The 15281-nt window shown below is 71.8% G+C and carries 13 protein-coding genes; 6 read left to right on the forward strand and 7 right to left on the reverse strand.

The window, feature by feature from the left end; genetic code table 11:
- Positions 1–216: 216 nt before the first annotated feature.
- Both ACIQ8J_RS09575 and ACIQ8J_RS09580 read left to right on the forward strand, forming a co-directional pair.
- Entirely contained in the window at positions 217–1611 is a 1395-nt protein-coding gene (locus tag ACIQ8J_RS09575; RefSeq protein ID WP_403265728.1) for an aldehyde dehydrogenase family protein, read from the forward strand.
- Positions 1612–1697: 86 nt separating this feature from the next.
- On the forward strand, positions 1698–2777 hold the full coding sequence (locus ACIQ8J_RS09580) for a Zn-dependent alcohol dehydrogenase (protein WP_403265731.1): 1080 nt from the start codon (positions 1698–1700) through the stop codon (positions 2775–2777).
- 22 nt (positions 2778–2799) lie between these two features.
- Here ACIQ8J_RS09580 and ACIQ8J_RS09585 read toward each other — a convergent pair whose 3' ends face one another.
- From ACIQ8J_RS09585 to ACIQ8J_RS09595, 3 genes are all read right to left on the reverse strand, one after another.
- A complete protein-coding gene (locus ACIQ8J_RS09585) occupies positions 2800–3798 on the reverse strand; it encodes a DMT family transporter (protein ID WP_403265733.1) in 999 nt (332 codons plus the stop codon).
- Between the two features lie 100 nt (positions 3799–3898).
- Positions 3899–4600 carry an ArsR/SmtB family transcription factor gene (locus tag ACIQ8J_RS09590; RefSeq protein WP_403265736.1) on the reverse strand — a complete coding sequence of 234 codons (702 nt, stop codon included), beginning with the start codon at positions 4598–4600 and terminating at the stop codon, positions 3899–3901.
- A 62-nt stretch (positions 4601–4662) separates the two neighbouring features.
- Positions 4663–5304 carry a TetR/AcrR family transcriptional regulator gene (locus ACIQ8J_RS09595; protein ID WP_403265739.1) on the reverse strand — a complete coding sequence of 214 codons (642 nt, stop codon included), beginning with the start codon at positions 5302–5304 and terminating at the stop codon, positions 4663–4665.
- Between the two features lie 66 nt (positions 5305–5370).
- Between ACIQ8J_RS09595 and ACIQ8J_RS09600 the strand changes: the two genes are divergently transcribed.
- Together ACIQ8J_RS09600 and ACIQ8J_RS09605 are read left to right on the forward strand one after the other, a co-directional pair.
- Positions 5371–6522: an acyl-CoA dehydrogenase family protein gene (locus tag ACIQ8J_RS09600; protein ID WP_403265741.1), complete on the forward strand. Its 1152-nt coding sequence runs from the start codon at positions 5371–5373 to the stop codon at positions 6520–6522.
- Positions 6523–6683: 161 nt separating this feature from the next.
- A complete protein-coding gene (locus ACIQ8J_RS09605; protein WP_403265744.1) occupies positions 6684–7322 on the forward strand; it encodes a TetR/AcrR family transcriptional regulator in 639 nt (212 codons plus the stop codon).
- Here the strand turns inward: ACIQ8J_RS09605 and ACIQ8J_RS09610 are convergent.
- Positions 7310–7771, reverse strand: a complete 462-nt coding sequence (locus ACIQ8J_RS09610; protein ID WP_403265747.1) for a MaoC family dehydratase — start codon at positions 7769–7771, stop codon at positions 7310–7312. The two genes, ACIQ8J_RS09605 and ACIQ8J_RS09610, sit on opposite strands and share 13 nt — an antisense overlap.
- Before the next feature lie 128 nt (positions 7772–7899).
- On the opposite strand from ACIQ8J_RS09610, the gene soxR reads away from it, so the two are divergent.
- Positions 7900–8361 carry a redox-sensitive transcriptional activator SoxR gene (gene soxR / locus ACIQ8J_RS09615; protein WP_403265750.1) on the forward strand — a complete coding sequence of 154 codons (462 nt, stop codon included), beginning with the start codon at positions 7900–7902 and terminating at the stop codon, positions 8359–8361.
- Between the two features lie 60 nt (positions 8362–8421).
- On the opposite strand, the gene ACIQ8J_RS09620 is transcribed toward soxR, so the two are convergent.
- Positions 8422–9033: a hypothetical protein gene (locus tag ACIQ8J_RS09620; protein ID WP_403265752.1), complete on the reverse strand. Its 612-nt coding sequence runs from the start codon at positions 9031–9033 to the stop codon at positions 8422–8424.
- Between the two features lie 531 nt (positions 9034–9564).
- Between ACIQ8J_RS09620 and ACIQ8J_RS09625 the strand changes: the two genes are divergently transcribed.
- On the forward strand, positions 9565–12411 hold the full coding sequence (locus tag ACIQ8J_RS09625) for a penicillin acylase family protein (protein WP_403265756.1): 2847 nt from the start codon (positions 9565–9567) through the stop codon (positions 12409–12411).
- Between the two features lie 71 nt (positions 12412–12482).
- On the opposite strand, the gene ACIQ8J_RS09630 is transcribed toward ACIQ8J_RS09625, so the two are convergent.
- A complete protein-coding gene (locus ACIQ8J_RS09630) occupies positions 12483–13793 on the reverse strand; it encodes a serine-threonine protein kinase (protein ID WP_403265759.1) in 1311 nt (436 codons plus the stop codon).
- A 122-nt stretch (positions 13794–13915) separates the two neighbouring features.
- Complete coding sequence (locus tag ACIQ8J_RS09635; RefSeq protein WP_403265761.1) at positions 13916–15157, reverse strand: exo-beta-N-acetylmuramidase NamZ domain-containing protein; 1242 nt, start codon at positions 15155–15157, stop codon at positions 13916–13918.
- Positions 15158–15281: the final 124 nt, after the last annotated feature.

Raw genomic sequence — 15281 nt, forward strand, 5'->3', positions numbered from 1 at the left:
GTCCTTGTGGCGGGTACGGGTCGTCCGCCGCCCTGGCCGGAAAAGCAGGGGGAGGGCGGGGGAGCGTGGCGGACTGCTGCCGCAGGCTAGGAGGATGGCGTTACTGGGGAATTACCGGCGGCCGGGCCCCGGTTCGGCAGGGCGCCCCTGGCGCTCAAAAACTATCAACGCTAGTTTGAGTGGCGGACGAGAGTGGCTCCGCCCGGGAGGAATGCGATGAAGGCCCACGAAGGCATGTACATCGGCGGCGAGTGGCGACCCGCCGCAGGCCAGGACACCATCGCGGTGGTGAACCCGGCCGACGAGCAGGTCATCGGCCATGTTCCGGCCGGCACCGCCGAGGACGTCGACTCGGCGGTGCGCGCCGCCCGCGCGGCACTCCCGGCCTGGGCCGTGACCCCGCCGGCCGAGCGCGCCGCGAAGCTCGCCGCGCTGCGCGACCGGCTGGCCGCCCGCAAGGACGAGATCGCCGCGACCATCAGCGCCGAACTGGGCGCACCGCTGCCGTTCGCCCAGGCCGTGCAGACCGGGTTGCCGATCGCGGTCGCCGGTTCGTACGCCGAACTCGCCGCCTCGTACCGCTTCGAGGAGAAGATCGGGAACTCCACGGTCTTCCAGGAGCCGGCCGGGGTCGTCGGGGCGATCACGCCCTGGAACTATCCGCTGCACCAGATCGTCAACAAGGTGGCACCCGCACTGGCGGCGGGCTGCACGGTCGTCCTCAAGCCCGCGGAGGACACGCCCCTGACCGCGCAGCTCTTCGCCGAGGCGGTGCACGAAGCCGGCCTGCCCGCCGGTGTGTTCAACCTGGTCACCGGCCTCGGCCCGGTCGCAGGCCAGGCGCTCGCCGAGCACGACGGAGTCGACCTGGTCTCCTTCACCGGCTCGACGGCCGTCGGCAGGCAGATCGGCGCCACGGCCGGGGCCGCCGTCAAGCGGGTCGCGCTGGAACTGGGCGGCAAGTCGGCCAACGTCATCCTGCCCTCCGCCGACCTCGCCAAGGCCGTCAACGTCGGCGTGGCCAACGTCATGGGCAACTCCGGCCAGACGTGCAGCGCGTGGACGCGGATGCTGGTCCACGCCGACCGGTACGAGGAGGCCGTCGAGCTGGCCGCGGCCGCCGCCGCCAAGTACACCGTAGGCGACCGGGTGGGCCCGCTCGTCAATGCCAAGCAGCTGGCGCGGGTGCGCGGTTACATCGAGAAGGGCGTGCAGGAGGGCGCGCGGCTCGTCGCGGGCGGTGCCGAGGCACCCCTGGAGCAGGGCTACTACGTCGCGCCGACCGTCTTCGCGGACGTCACCCCGGAGATGGCCATCGCCCAGGAGGAGATCTTCGGCCCGGTCGTCTCGGTCATCAAGTACGAGGACGAGGACGACGCCCTGCGGATCGCCAACGGCACGGTGTACGGCCTCGCGGGCGGGGTCTGGGCGGCCGACGAGGCCGAGGCCGTGGCCTTCGCGCGGCGCATGGACACCGGCCAGGTCGACATCAACGGGGGACGCTTCAACCCCCTTGCCCCGTTCGGCGGTTACAAGCAGTCGGGGGTGGGCCGGGAGCTCGGTGTGCACGGTCTGACCGAGTACCTCCAGACCAAGTCGCTCCAGTTCTGACCACCGAGCCTCCCCGTCCGACCGCCGCTCCTTCCGTCCCGTACCGCCGCCTCATCCGTTCCGACCGTTCAGGAGTCACGCACGCCATGGTTCGCGCCGCCGTACTGCCCGCCGTCGGCTCTCCGCTGGAGATCACCGACATCGACCTGCCCGAGCCGGGCCCCGGCCAGGTGCGGGTCCGCCTGGCCGCCGCCGGGGTCTGCCACTCCGACCTCTCGCTCACCAACGGCACCATGCGGGTCCCGGTGCCGGCCGTCCTCGGCCACGAGGGCGCGGGCACGGTGGTCGCCGTCGGCGAGGGCGTCGCCTCGGTCGCGCCCGGGGCTCAGGTCGTCCTCAACTGGGCGCCGTCCTGCGGCAGTTGCCACCCCTGCTCGCTCGGCGAGGTGTGGCTCTGCGTCAACGCGCTGAACGGCGCGGCCTCGGTGTACGCGCGCACCGCCGACGGCACCGAGCTCCACCCGGGCCTGAACGTCGCCGCGTTCGCCGAGGAGACCGTCGTCGCCGAGAACTGCCTGCTGCCGCTCCCGGAGGGCATCCCGCTCACCGAGGCCGCGCTGCTCGGCTGCGCGGTCCTCACGGGGTACGGGGCCGTGCACCACTCGGCGAAGGTCCAACCGGGCGAGACGGTCGCGGTGTTCGGCGTCGGCGGGGTGGGTCTGGCCACCCTCCAGTCGGCCCGGATCGCGGGCGCCGCGCAGATCATCGCGGTCGATGTCTCCGCGGAGAAGGAGGGGATGGCCCGCGAGGCGGGCGCCACCGACTTCGTCATCGCCTCCGAGACCACCGCCAAGGACATCCGCAGGCTCACGGGCGGTCAGGGCACCGATGTGGCCGTCGAATGCGTGGGCCGCGCGGTCACCATCCGTACCGCCTGGGAGTCCACCCGGCGCGGCGGGCGCACCACGGTCGTCGGCATCGGCGGCAAGGACCAGCAGGTCACCTTCAACGCGCTGGAGATCTTCCACTGGGGCCGCACGCTCGCGGGCTGCGTGTACGGCAACTCCGACCCGGCGGCCGACCTCCCGGTCCTCGCCGGGCACATCCGCTCCGGCCGCCTCGACCTCGGCTCGATGGTGTCCGAGCGGATCGGCCTGGACGGCATCCCGGCCGCCTTCGACAACATGATCGCGGGCAAGGGCGGCCGGGCGCTGGTCGTCTTCTGAGGGGGCTTCGCGCCCCGAGCGGTCAGTTCACCTTCTCCCCGGAGCTGGGCTCGCCCGTCTCCTGCGGCACGCCCCCGGCGCCGGCCGGGGACGCCGCCGCCACGGTGACGCCCCCGCCCTCGGACGACGCACCGCGCCGGGGGCGGGAGCGGGACACCGCCACACCCGCGAGGCAGATCGCGCCGCCCACCAGTGTGAGTGCGGCAGGCACCTCGTCGAGCAGCGTCCAGGACATCAGCACGACCATCGCGGGCACCACGTACGTCGTCGCGCCCATCCGGCTCGCCGAGGTGCGGGCCAGCGCGTAGGCCCAGGTGGTGAAGGCGAGCGCGGTCGGGAACACGCCCAGGTAGACCATGTTGAGGGTCGCCGAAGCGGGCGCGTGCGAGGCGTCCGAGACGAGCTGGCCGCTGAACGGCAGGCAGGCGATCGCCCCCACCAGGCAGCTGAAGAAGGTGACTTGGAGCGGGCTGCCGTGCCGCAGCGCCGGCTTCTGCAGAACGACTCCGGCCGCATACGTCGCGGCCGCGACCAGGCACAGCGCCACGCCGAGCACCGAGGCGTGGCCGTCGCCCGACATCGAGAGCCCCACCGTGACCGCCCCCGCGAACGAGACGGCCATGCCGGCGATCAGCCGGGGCGGCAGCGCCTCGCCGAGGAACCGCGAGGCGAGCAGGGCCATGAGGATCGGGCCGATGTTCACGATCATCGCGGCGGTGCCGGCGTCGACCTGCTGCTCGCCCCAGTTGAGGGCCACCATGTAGCAGGCGAACCACAGCACGCCGGAAGCCACGATGCCCGGCCAGGCGGCCCGCGGCGGCAGCCCCTCACGGCGTATGAGCAGGAAGAGTCCGAGGACCAGCGCCCCGGCGAGAAGACGGCCGAGGGCGAGCGAGCCGGGGGAGTAGGCGGCACCGGCGCTGCGGATCGACACGAAGGCCGAGGCCCACAGCACGACGGAGACCGCCACCGCGCCGATGGCGAGCCGGGCGGAGCGGCGGTCGGGGGAGAAGTTCGTCATGCGAGGACAGTAGGCCGGGTACGGTTCGGCGCTCGCCGAATTATCGGACGCCGGGCGCCTCCGGTCGCGCCGCCCGGTTCCGTCGCCCGGGTCCGGCCGCTCAGCGGAGCCGGGCCGCGTCGATGCCGAGCGCATCGGCAAGCGCCCGCTCGCCCGCCCCGGTCACCTTCACCGCCCGCTCGGAGCCGATCCGTACGCACCAGCCGGAATCCAGCGCGTGCGCGCACAGCGCCGCGCCCGCCACCCCGGCCAGGTGCTGCCGCCGCTCGGTCCAGTCCAGGCAGCCGCGCACCAGCGGCCGCCTCCCCCTGCGCTCCAGGGCGATGCCCAACTCGCCGTACCAGCACACCCCTTGACCGGTGAGCGCGAAGCCGGTGTCCTGGCTGAGCAGTCCCCGTGCGGTCATGGCGTCGGTGATGGCGATCCCGATCCGCCCGGCGAGATGGTCGTAGCAGGTGCGCCCCCGCGCCATCGCGCTGCTCGCGCTCGCGGCCCGCAGACCGCGCGGCGCCGGCGCGAGCGGGGTGACGTGCGAGGCGAGCTCCTCCACGAGATGCGCGGTCCGCTCGTCGGTGAGCCGCACGTACCGGTGCCGCCCCTGCCGCTCCTCGGTGAGCAGCCCGCCCGCGATCAGCTTGCCGAGGTGTTCGCTGGCGGTCGACGGGGCGACCCGGGCGTGCCGGGCGAGTTCACCGGCCGTCCAGGCCCGGCCGTCGAGCAGGGCGAGGCAGAAGGTGGCGCGGGTCTCGTCGGCGAGCAGCGCCGCCAGGGCGGCGAGACCGGCTCCTTGGGTGGGTGTCATCCGTCCAGGATGGCGCGGTCACCGTTCGGCGGCGGCCGAACGGTCACTGCGACCGGTACCGGTCATCCGGCCAGCGCCTCGTACTGGATCGACAGGCCGTCGAGCAGGGCCCGCAGGCCCGTCTCGAAGGCGCCCTCGTCGATCTTCTGCTGACGCTCGGCGAGGAGGTGCGCCTGGCCCAGGTGCGGATAGTCCGCCGGGTCGTACGCCGCCTCGTCGGCCACGAAGCCGCGCGCGAACGAGCCGAGCGCCGAGCCCATGATGAAGTACCGCATCAGCGCGCCGATACGGGTCGCCTGGGCGGGCGGCCAGCCCGCCGCGACCATCGCCCCGAACACCGCGTCGGCGAGCCGCAGACCGGCCGGGCGGCGGCCGGGGCCCTGGGCGAGGACCGGAACGATGTGGGGGTGGCGGGTCAGGACCGCGCGGTAGGCGACCGCCCAGTCGTGCAGCGACGTGCGCCAGTCGCGGCCGTCGTCCGGGTCGAACATCGACAGGTCGACCTGGGCGGAGGTGGCGTCAGCGACGGCCTCAAGGATCGCGTCCTTGGTGCGGAAGTGGTTGTACAGCGAGGGGCCGCTGACCCCCAGTTCGGCGGCGAGCCGGCGGGTCGAGACCGCCGCGAGACCCTCCGCGTCCACGAGCGCGCTCGCCGCCGAGACGATGCGGTCGGTGCTCAGCAGGGGCTTGCGCGGTCGGGCCATGCGGCACATAGTAGGGCCTGCCAACCAAAAACTAGCAGTGGTAATTAAAACTGGGGTGCAGGGAAGATGAACCTGGAGCTGAGCGAGGAGCAGGCGGCGGTGCGGCAGCTCGCCGAGGAGTTCGTGGACCGCGAGATCACCCCGCACGTCATCGAGTGGGACCGCTCCGAGAACATCGACAAGTCGATTGTGAAGAAGCTGGGCGCGCTCGGCTTCCTCGGGCTCACCGTCGCCGAGGAGTACGGCGGCTCCGGCGGCGACCACCTCGCCTACTGCCTGGTCACCGAGGAGCTGGGCCGCGGCGACTCCTCGGTCCGCGGCATCGTCTCGGTCTCGCTCGGCCTGGTCACCAAGACCATCGCGGCCTGGGGCGACGAGGAGCAGAAGCGGGCCTGGCTGCCCCGGCTCACCTCCGGCGACGCCATCGGCTGCTTCGGCCTCACCGAGCCGGGCACCGGATCGGACGCGGGGAACCTGTCCACCCGGGCCGTCCGGGACGGCGACGAGTACGTGATCAACGGCACCAAGATGTTCATCACCAACGGCACGTGGGCCGATGTGGTGCTGCTCTTCGCCCGCACCGGCGACGCCCCCGGCCATCGCGGCGTCTCCGCGTTCCTCGTCCCCGCCGACACCCCCGGGCTGACCCGCCGCGCCATCCACGGCAAGCTCGGCCTGCGCGGTCAGGCCACCGCCGAGCTGGTCCTGGAGGACGTACGGGTCCCGGCGGGCGCCCTGCTCGGCCCCGAGGGCAAGGGCTTCTCCATAGCGATGTCGGCGCTCGCCAAGGGGCGGATGTCGGTCGCGGCCGGCTGTGTCGGCATCGCCCAGGCCGCCCTGGACGCGGCCGTCAAGTACGCCGGTGAACGCGAGCAGTTCGGCAAGTCGATCGCCCACTACCAGCTCGTCCAGGAACTGATCAGCGACATCTCGGTGGACGTGGACGCGGCCCGGCTGCTGACCTGGCGGGTCGCCGATCTGGTCGACCGGGGCCAGGAGTTCGCGACCGCCGCCTCCAAGGCGAAGCTGTTCGCCTCCGAGGCCGCGGTGCGCGCCGCCAACAACGCCCTCCAGGTCTTCGGCGGCTACGGCTACATCGACGAGTACCCGGTCGGGAAGCTGCTGCGGGACGCCCGCGTGATGACCCTGTACGAAGGCACCAGCCAGATCCAGAAGCTGATCATCGGCCGCGCGGAGACCGGGGTTTCGGCCTTCTGACCCCTCGGCCGCCTTGAGTACGCACTGAGTACGGGAACGGGTGTGGCGCGCGCCACATCCTCGCCATCGCCGTCCACCGGACACCCTAAGCGCTTGCTCACCCTCGGGGTATGGTGTTCGTCCTGCTGAACTGAAGCGCGGACGGACGGAAGGGGCGAGCGATGGGCACGGCAGACGTGGTTGAGGAGACGGCCGGCGGCGAGGAGAAGCCGTGGGGCGAGGTCACGCCCGAGGCCGCCAGGAGGCTGCTCGTCGCCGCCGTCGAGGCCTTCGCCGAGCGCGGCTACCACGCCACCACGACCCGTGACATCGCGGGCCGGGCCGGTATGAGCCCGGCCGCGCTCTACATCCACTACAAGACGAAGGAAGAGCTGCTCCACCGGATCAGCAGGATCGGCCACGACAAGGCCCTGGAGATCCTGGAGTCCGCGGCGAACGGCGAAGGCACCGCCGTCGAGCGGCTCTCCGACGCGGTGCGCTCCTTCGTCCGCTGGCACGCCGGGCACCACATGACGGCCCGCGTGGTCCAGTACGAACTCGACGCGCTCGGCGACGAGCACCGCGCCGAGATCGTGGAACTGCGCAGGCGCAGCGACGCCGCGGTGCGCCGCATCCTCAACGACGGGGTGGCGACGGGGGAGTTCGACGTCCCGGACGTGCCGGGCACCACGCTGGCCGTGCTCTCGCTCTGCATCGACGTGGCGCGCTGGTTCAACACCCAGGGGCGCCGGACGCCGGACGAGGTCGGCGCGCTCTACGCCGACCTCGTGCTGCGGATGGTGGGGGCTCAGAAGAAGTAGCGGGAGACCGACTCCGCCACGCAGACCGGCTTGTCGCCGCCCTCGCGTTCGACGGTGACCTTCGCGGTGACCTGGACGCCGCCGCCCGCCTCCACGACCTCCGTCAGCACCGCGGTGGCGCGCAGCCGCGAGCCGACCGGCACGGGGGCGGGGAAGCGCACCTTGTCGGTGCCGTAGTTGATGCCCATCTTCATGTCCTCGACGCGCAGGACCTGCGGTACCAGCGCCGGCAGCAGCGACAGGGTGAGATAGCCGTGCGCGATGGTCGTTCCGAAGGGGCCGGCCGCGGCCCGCTCGGGATCGACGTGGATCCACTGGTGGTCGCCGGTGGCGTCGGCGAACAGATCGATCCGCTTCTGGTCGATCTCCAGCCAGTCGCTGTGCCCGAGCTGCTCGCCCACACCGGACTTCAGCTCTTCGGCGGACGTGAAGATCCTCGGCTCTGCCATGTCCTTGATCCCTGCCTCTCGCGACGCTCTCGCGGTCATGTACAAGCGCTTGCTCAGCGAGGCCAGCATGGTTGGGGGCGCCGGTCCTGTCAACGACGTACCGGCCGGGGCCCAGTAGGGTTCGAGGAGTGCCGCAGATTCCAGAGAAGATCCACGAACTCACGGTCGGCCAGCTGTCCGCGCGCAGCGGGGCCGCCGTGTCCGCCCTGCACTTCTACGAGTCCAAGGGTCTGATCACCAGCCGCCGGACCGCGGGCAACCAGCGCCGCTACTGCCGCGACACCCTGCGCCGCGTCGCCTTCGTACGGGCCGCGCAGCGCGTCGGCATTCCGCTGGCCACGATCCGCGACGCCTTGGCCGAACTCCCCGAGGAGCGCACCCCGACGCGGGAGGACTGGGCCCGCCTCTCGGAGAACTGGCGCGCCGAACTCGACCAGCGGATCGCGCAGTTGAGCCGCCTGCGAGACCACCTCACGGACTGCATCGGCTGCGGCTGTCTGTCGCTGAACACCTGCGTCCTGTCCAACCCGGACGACGTGTTCGGCACCAGCCTGACGGGCTCCCGCCTCCTGGGGGAACGCAAGGGCTGACGGCCCCGCCGGGCGGCGGCACTGACAACGCGGGGGTGAGCCGGCTCGCCCCCGCGCCGCTCACGCGACCGATGCGAGCTCTCCGCGCCGTACCGCCTTGGCACGGGCCAGCGACTCGGAGGTCAGTACCGGCTGCGGCACCAGGATCCCGCACCCCGAGCAGACCGGTCCGAACCACGGTTCATGGGCCAGGTCCTGCTTCCACACCAGCAGGCTCCCTCCGCACGCCGGGCAGACCGTCCCGGGCGCCCCCCTCAGGGCCGAGATCATACGGCCGAGCACCTCGGCCATCGGTCCGTCCGGATGCACCGCCGGATCGTCGCACCACGCCACCCCGAAACCGCCCCAGGTGCGCCGGTGCCAGTCGTCGAAGGAGCCCGGCCGCCGCAGCCCCTCGTGCTTCTCGCGCTTCCTGCGCTGGGCGAACTCCACTTCGTAGGCGAGCCAGACGGCCCTGGCCGCCTCCAACTCGTCCAGTGCGGCCACCAGCCGTGCCGGATCGGGTGCCCGGTCCTCGGGCCCGATGCGGTGCCTGCCGCACAGATGGTCCCAGGTCGCCCGGTGCCCATAAGGGGCAAACCGCTCCAGGCACTTGCGCAGCGAGTACCGCCGCAACGCGAGATCGTTCCCCGGGTCGCGCACCTGTCTCGCCAGACTGCGGAAACCAGCCATGGCCCTGCCACCTCCGTCGCTCGTACTTCGGCGTCGAGGAATGGACGTACCGGAAGCCCATCCGGCTCCATCGAAATTCCGATGGCGTCCATTACGGGGGATTCGCCTACCCTGTCCGGTCCCCGGGAATCCGATTCTCATGAACTCCTCAGGAGCTGGCCCAAATGGCTCCGCCTCCCCGCCCACCTGCCGGAACGGCCCGAGGTCCGGGCGGGGGAGGGGGAAAGCGCCGTGCTGGGGCCACGGCGGGATCCGATCGCTCGACACATCCGGAACCTCTTCAACCGGTCTTGTTCCCATGGCCACTCGGTCACCACGGGCACGAGCGGTATTGGCCCGCACCACATATCCCTGCGGGGCCCGGAAGAATTACTCGCGTCGGCCGAGGCCGAAAAGGGTGCGGGCGCGACGGTGATCGCGGAGCCGGTCGGGCGGGCGTGTGGCGATTCGGAAAAGGTGACGCATGTTCACCTTACGTTGTGCCGTACCCCTGAGTAGCCTCCGCGCATCGGCCCCCCACTAGGAGCTCGCATGCGACGACGCACCGCAAGCCTCAGATCCAGCAGCAGGAAACCCCGAACACTCCCGCTCATCAAGGGCCTTGGGCGGGGCAGGGCTGCCGCCACCGCCGCCACCGTCCTCGCTCTCGCCGCCGCGCTGCTCGGCCCCGCGATCCCGGCCGGCGCCGCCGCCCCCGCCGAAGCCACGGACGGCGACCACTGCCAGGGGCAGTGCTCCGACATCCTGCCGCCCGGCGCCAACGGCAACGCCACCCTCGTGGAGATCCTCGGCAACAAGGCGTTCGGGACCCACCCCGCGCACAGCGACGACCAGCTCGGCAAGTACGACGCCCTGGTGGCCGGGCAGTCCTCGCTCACCGACGACAAGCTCAACAGCTTCTTCGACGACGCCTCCTTCGGCGTGCCGAACGGGCAGGCGGAGTCGACCAGTTCACCCCGCCCGGACGTCACCATCACCCGCGACAGGGCGACCGGCGTACCGCACATCAAGGGCACCACGCGGTACGGAACCGAATACGGCGCCGGGTACGCGGCCGGTCAGGACCGGCTCTGGCTCATGGACCTCTTCAGGCACATCGGTCGCGGCGAGCTCACCTCCTTCGCGGGCGGCGCCCTCGCCAACCAGGGCCTTGAGCAGGAGTTCTGGCCGCAGGCCCCGTACACCGAGGCCGACCTCCAGTCGCAGGTCGACCGCATCCGCGCCACCAAGGGCCCCCGCGGCGAGCAGGCCATGGCCGACGCGCAGGCCTATGTCGACGGCATCAACGCCTATGCCAAGCAGTCCAAGGACGGCCGCTACTTCCCCGGCGAGTACGTCCTCACCGGCAAGATCGACGCCATTACGAACGTGGGCGAGATCCAGCCCTTCAAGGTCACCGATCTGATCGCGCTGGCCTCGGTGGTCGGCGGGCTCTTCGGCGGGGGCGGTGGGGGCGAGGTGCAGGCCGCGCTCTCCCTCCAGGCGGCCCAGGCCAAGTACGGCGTCGCCGAGGGCACCAAGGTCTGGGAGTCCTTCCGCGAGCGCAACGACCCCGAGGCCGCGCTCACCGTCCACGACGGCACGAGCTTCCCCTACGCCGGCAAGCCGGCCAACGCCCGGGGCACCGCGCTGCCCGACCCCGGCTCGGTCATCCCCGAGCAGCTCGTCTACGACCGTACGGGCTCGGCGAACACCCGTGCCAAGGCGAGCGTGACAGTTCCCCAGCAGCTCAAGCAGTTGAAGGGCGTGTACGACAACGGTGTGCTGCCCGGCTTCGACATCGGCAAGCCGCGCGGCATGTCCAACGCCCTCCTGGTGTCCGGCTCACACACCGCCAGCGGCAACCCGGTAGCGGTGTTCGGGCCCCAAACCGGTTATTTCGCACCGCAGTTGCTGATGCTCCAGGAGATCCAGGGCCCCGGCATCAGCGCCCGCGGCGCCTCCTTCGCCGGCGTCGGGATGTACGTCCAGCTCGGCCGCGGCCAGGACTACGCCTGGTCCGCCACCTCGGCCGGCCAGGACATCACCGACACCTACGCGGTGGAGCTGTGCCAGGACGCCAGCCACTACCTCTACCGGGGCGTGTGCACCCCCATGGAGAAGCTGGAGAGGACCAACTCCTGGCAGCCGACGGTCGCCGACACCACCGCGGCCGGTTCCTACCGGATGCAGGTCTGGCGCACCGACTACGGCATCGTCACCGCCCGCGCCACCGTCGGCGGCAAGCCCGTCGCCTACACCTCGCTGCGCTCCACCTACCGCCACGAGGCCGATTCGATCATCGGCTTCCAGATGTTCAACGACCCGTCCTACGTCAAGGACGCCCGGTCCTTCCAGCAGGCGGCCCAGTCCATCGACTACGCCTTCAACTGGTTCTACGCCGACTCCCGTACCGCCGCCTACTACAACAGCGGCCTGAACCCGGTCCGCAACCCGAACGTCGACCCCGCCCTGCCCGTCAAGGCGGACCGGGCCTACGAGTGGCAGGGCTTCGACCCCGCGTACAACACCGCGAGCTACACCCCGCCCGCCCAGCACCCGCAGTCGACCGGCCAGGACTACTACGTCTCCTGGAACAACAAGCAGGCCAAGGACTACTCGGCGGCCGGATTCGGCGACGGCTCGGTGCACCGCGCCAACCTCCTGGACGACCGGGTGAAGGCACTGGTCGCCCAGGGCGGCGTGACCCGCGCCTCGCTCACCCGGGCCATGGCCCAGGCCGCCGTCACCGATCTGCGCGGCGAGGACGTCCTGCCCGATGTCCTGAAGGTCCTGCGCAGCGCGCCCGTCGCCGACCCCCAACTGGAGGCGGCCGTAGAGCAGTTGGAGTCTTGGAAGGCGGACGGCGCCCAGCGTCGCGAGAGCGCCCGGGGCTCGCACACCTACACCCACCCCGACGCGGTGCGGCTCATGGACGCCTGGTGGCCGCTGCTCGTTGAGGACGAGTTCAGGCCCGGACTCGGCGACCCGCTCTACAACGCCCTCACCGCCAATCTGAGCACCGACGAATCCCCCTCGGCCGGACACGGCCCGACCGGGGCGCACGCCGGTTCCGCCTTCCAGTACGGCTGGTGGAGCTATGTCGACAAGGATCTGCGTACGGTCCTCGGCCGGCCGGTGCAGGGTCCGCTGGCCCGCGCCTACTGCGGAGGCGGCAGCCTGGCCGCCTGCCGGGACAGCCTGCTCGGCACGCTCAAGCAGGCCGCCGCGAAGACCCCGGCCCAGGTCTACCCCGGCGACGGAGGCTGCCGGGCCGGAGACCAGTGGTGCGCCGACACCATCGTGCAGCGCCCGCTCGGCGGCATCACCCAGTCCCCGATCAACTGGCAGAACCGGCCGACCTACCAGCAGGTCGTCGAGTTCCCGAGCCACCGCTAGGGGGTGTCCGGTGGACCGGGGCGCCCCGGTCCGTGGTCATCGGACACCTTCTGGCGGTGAACGGCCGCGGGTCAGACCCTGCCGATCCGGCCCGCGGCCAGTACCACCCGCGCCAGCTGCTCATGGCAGATGTCGCTGTGCGCGCCGGCCGGCGGCCCGCCGTCCTTCACCACCGACGACGCGTCGACGCTGACGCAGCCGGAGTCCGGAACCCCGTCGCGCAGCGCCTCGTCCAGCGTCAGCGTGGTGCACGGGGTGACGGCCTGGATCCCGTCGTGGCCGATCGCCCACCAGCGCCTTTCGAGGCCGGGGAGTTCGCTCGCGCAGTCCCCGGACAGCGCCGACGCCAGCGGGTAGAAGACGCCCAGCGCGGTGTCGAAACGCGAGTAGCAGGACACGACCGGGCCGTCGACCCGCTGCTGGGCGTCGCACAGCGCGCCCGCGCCCGTGAGGCCGTCCGGCAGCCGTTCGGCGAAGGCGTAGTGCGAGAAGGCCCCTTCGAGCAGCGTCACCGACTTCACCGCGCGCGCCGAGGCGGGCAGCCCCTTCAACGCGAAGGCGACCAGCCGTGCGCCCTGGCTGTGTCCGACGAGGTGGATCCTCAACTGGGGCTGTGCAGCGGCCAGTTGACCGATCAGCGGGCCCAGCCCGAGCTGTCCGACCTTTCCGGCCCGGCGTTTCATCTCGTAGTACGTCGTCTGCCGCAGGAGCTCCTTCGCGCCGTTCCACAGGTGCTTGAGGGAGCCGCCGATGGAGAACGCGGGACCGGGCGGCCCCGGCTGTGCCGCCGTCCCGGTGTCGGCCAGCGCGTCCGTGAACTGCTGGCACAGACCCAGGGTGTCGTCCGTCAGCAGCGTCGGCGAGGCGCCGGGGGCGTCTTCCGCCGTCAGGTCCCCGACGGCCCCGGACCCGCCGCCGGAGGCCGTCACCAGCTGCCGGGTCAGCCGCCCGAACTCGTTCAACGCCTCCTCGGAGTCCGGCTGTTGGGACAGCAGCGCGGCGATCCGGTCGAGGGCCGGCCCCTGCCCGGGGAAGACCCCCTTGAGCGCGTCCACGGTCGCGCCGTCCAGGCCGGGGCCCGCGGCGGCCACGGTGGTGTGCGGAAAGGTCGGGATGGTCTCGTCCGTGAAGCGGATCGACGGCCAGATCACGCCCCCGTATCCCAGCCGTACCCCCGGCGCGTTCGCGAGCAGCCCCGGGAACGCCGCGTAGAAGCCGCGGAACAGGTTCCTGGCATCCGTGGGGGTGTTGTTCCAGCCGTGCGCGAACATCACCAGGTCCGTCGCCCGGACCCCCATCAGGGCCGCCCGCTGTGCGGGATCGGGGTCGCCGTCCGCGTCGAATGTGATCTCCTGGTACGGCTCGACACCGATGTCCGCCATGGCCCGACCTCCGGTCCGCTCGACGATGAGCGAGCCCATCGTCCCGCCGGACCGTGGGAGCCGGCCATACGCGTGACGGAGAAGACCGGAGCCGCTCTGCCGCGGTCGTCCGGCGGTCCGCCTCAGCCGTACAGCAGATGCTCCCGGCGCACCGTGCGGAACGTCGTCAGGCCGGGCTGCCAGGCGGCCACCACCTCGTCGGTCGTGGCGCCCGCGTCGATCATCGTCCGTACCAGCGCCGAACCCGTGAGCTTGTCGATCCAGTGGTCCGGACGCCAGGCGAAACCGCTCCACACCTGCTTGGCGGTCACCAGGAGCATGATCCCGGTGCGCACCGGATCGTAGGGCTCCCGGTCGTGGACGTGCAGTTGGACCCCGCCGACGGTCTTCCCCTGGAACTTGGAGAACGCCGGCGCGAAGTACGCCTCGCGGAACCGGACGCCGGCCGGGGCGAGTTCATTGAGCGCGGCCGCCCACCGGCCGTCGATGCCCTCGGCGCCGAGCAGTTCGAACGGCCGCGTCGTGCCCCGCCCCTCCGAAAGGTTCGTGCCCTCGAACAGGCAGCTGCCCGAGTACACCAGAGCCGTGTCCGGCGTCGGCATGTTCGGGCTCGGCGGCACCCACGGCAGCCCGGTGGCGTCGAAGAAGTCGGAGCGCCGCCACCCCGTCATGCGCACCGTCGTCAACTCGGCCTTTCCGCCCAGGAATTGGGCGTTGAAGAGCCCGGCGAGCTCGGCCGCCGTCATCCCGTGCGCCTGGGCGATCGGCTGCCGCCCGACGAAGGTCGCGAACGCCGGGTCGAGCACGGGGCCGTACGCCGCCCGCCCGGTCACCGGATTGGGCCGGTCCAGGACGACGAACCGCTTGCCCGCGAGCGCCGCCGCCTCCATGCAGTCGTACAGGGTCCAGATGTAGGTGTAGAAGCGCGCGCCCACGTCCTGGATGTCGAAGACCACCGTGTCCACGCCCGACGCGGTGAAGATGTCGGCGAGGGGCTGCCCGCTCTTCGTGTACGTGTCGTACACCGGAAGGCCGGTCGCCGGATCGACGGAGCGGCCCTCCGAGCCGCCCGCCTGGGCCGTGCCGCGGAAGCCGTGCTCGGGGCCGAAGACGGCCACCAGGTTCACCCGGTGGTCGGCGTGCATGACGTCCACGATGTGGCGTACGTCCGGTGTCACCCCGGTCGGGTTGGTGACCACCCCGACCCTCTGGCCGGACAGGACGGCGTAGCCGTCGGCCGCGAGCCGGTCGAAGCCGGTGCGGAGCGGATGCCTCCGGTCGTCGTCGGCATGTGCCGGAGGAGCGGAGGCCAGCGCTCCGGCCGCGACCGTGCCCGCGAGCAGGCCTCGTCTGGACAGGCTCATCCGCACACCTCCGCGTTCGTACCGGCTGTCATGGCCACGCACGCTAGCGGGCGGAGGGCCTGCGGGGAACGAGGCGGCCGGGTGTGCCTTGGGCCGCGCCCCGCCGGGGGCGCGGGGAACTGCG

Origin of the sequence: Streptomyces sp. NPDC094147 (assembly GCF_044764265.1) — a bacterium.
Classification (GTDB): domain Bacteria; phylum Actinomycetota; class Actinomycetes; order Streptomycetales; family Streptomycetaceae; genus Streptomyces.

Coding starts and splice junctions, on each gene's coding strand:
- ACIQ8J_RS09580 (WP_403265731.1), top strand. CDS start 1,698: ATGGTTCGCGCCGCCGTACTGCCCGCCGTCGGCTCTCCGCTGGAGATC.
- ACIQ8J_RS09625 (WP_403265756.1), top strand. CDS start 9,565: ATGCGACGACGCACCGCAAGCCTCAGATCCAGCAGCAGGAAACCCCGA.
- ACIQ8J_RS09575 (WP_403265728.1), top strand. CDS start 217: ATGAAGGCCCACGAAGGCATGTACATCGGCGGCGAGTGGCGACCCGCC.
- ACIQ8J_RS09585 (WP_403265733.1), bottom strand. CDS start 3,798: ATGACGAACTTCTCCCCCGACCGCCGCTCCGCCCGGCTCGCCATCGGC.
- ACIQ8J_RS09590 (WP_403265736.1), bottom strand. CDS start 4,600: ATGACACCCACCCAAGGAGCCGGTCTCGCCGCCCTGGCGGCGCTGCTC.
- ACIQ8J_RS09595 (WP_403265739.1), bottom strand. CDS start 5,304: ATGGCCCGACCGCGCAAGCCCCTGCTGAGCACCGACCGCATCGTCTCG.
- ACIQ8J_RS09630 (WP_403265759.1), bottom strand. CDS start 13,793: ATGGCGGACATCGGTGTCGAGCCGTACCAGGAGATCACATTCGACGCG.
- ACIQ8J_RS09620 (WP_403265752.1), bottom strand. CDS start 9,033: ATGGCTGGTTTCCGCAGTCTGGCGAGACAGGTGCGCGACCCGGGGAAC.
- ACIQ8J_RS09610 (WP_403265747.1), bottom strand. CDS start 7,771: ATGGCAGAGCCGAGGATCTTCACGTCCGCCGAAGAGCTGAAGTCCGGT.
- ACIQ8J_RS09600 (WP_403265741.1), top strand. CDS start 5,371: ATGAACCTGGAGCTGAGCGAGGAGCAGGCGGCGGTGCGGCAGCTCGCC.
- ACIQ8J_RS09605 (WP_403265744.1), top strand. CDS start 6,684: ATGGGCACGGCAGACGTGGTTGAGGAGACGGCCGGCGGCGAGGAGAAG.
- ACIQ8J_RS09635 (WP_403265761.1), bottom strand. CDS start 15,157: ATGAGCCTGTCCAGACGAGGCCTGCTCGCGGGCACGGTCGCGGCCGGA.